We start from the raw sequence: 658 nt of genomic DNA, 5'->3' as shown, positions 1-658 counted from the left end.
TAGGAATGATTTTAATAAGCGAGAAGATATAGCTGACCCTTTAGAAATTCTACAAGATGGATACAAAAATACTTTTGGAGATAATGAATGAAAAAGTTATTTTTACTTATTTTGGGCTTTGCAATCATAAATATCTATGCTAGTTATGCGCAAAATATAGAATGCAAAAAAGCCAATAAAGAGGTTTGCGGCTATGATTCTTGGGAGTGTTCAGCTCAAAAATGTTTCATAAAAAATGAAGATAATTTGGAACAAGCATTTAAGTTTTATTTGCAATATTTAATGCAAGAACAAAAACAAATCACAGAAAAATATAATGAGAAAAAAATTTGTTTTTGCAACTTTATCAAAAGATACAGGAATTTCCTTTGCCAAAAATTGATGGAAGTTTTGAATTTGAACATGGATTACAAGGTTTTAACAATGATGAGCCATTTTGTAGATATAGAATAAAGCGCATAGCAAATGACTTAAATATAGAATTTAATGCTTATCAAGAAGAATCCCATATTATTATTTTTGAACGACAAAATAATGGATTCAACATAATATATAAAATAGAAACTCTTTAAATGACAAATACAATTTCAGAAGTGGCACAAGAATATAAGATTAAAAATTCTTCCTACGCCAAAAACCCCAAGCATTCTAGCAACTA

1 protein-coding gene is annotated in these 658 nt (G+C 27.8%); it reads left to right on the top strand.

The genetic code is table 11. The features are described 5' to 3' along the window. Positions 1-368: 368 nt before the first annotated feature. On the top strand, positions 369-572 hold the full coding sequence (locus tag LS69_RS10095) for a hypothetical protein (RefSeq protein WP_138124724.1): 204 nt from the start codon (positions 369-371) through the stop codon (positions 570-572). Positions 573-658: the final 86 nt, after the last annotated feature.

Origin of the sequence: Helicobacter sp. MIT 05-5294 (genome assembly GCF_000765675.1) — a bacterium.
Lineage (GTDB): Bacteria > Campylobacterota > Campylobacteria > Campylobacterales > Helicobacteraceae > Helicobacter_D.
The sequence above is the reverse complement of the archived record's forward strand: the minus strand, read 5'-3'. Positions and strand labels throughout refer to the sequence as shown.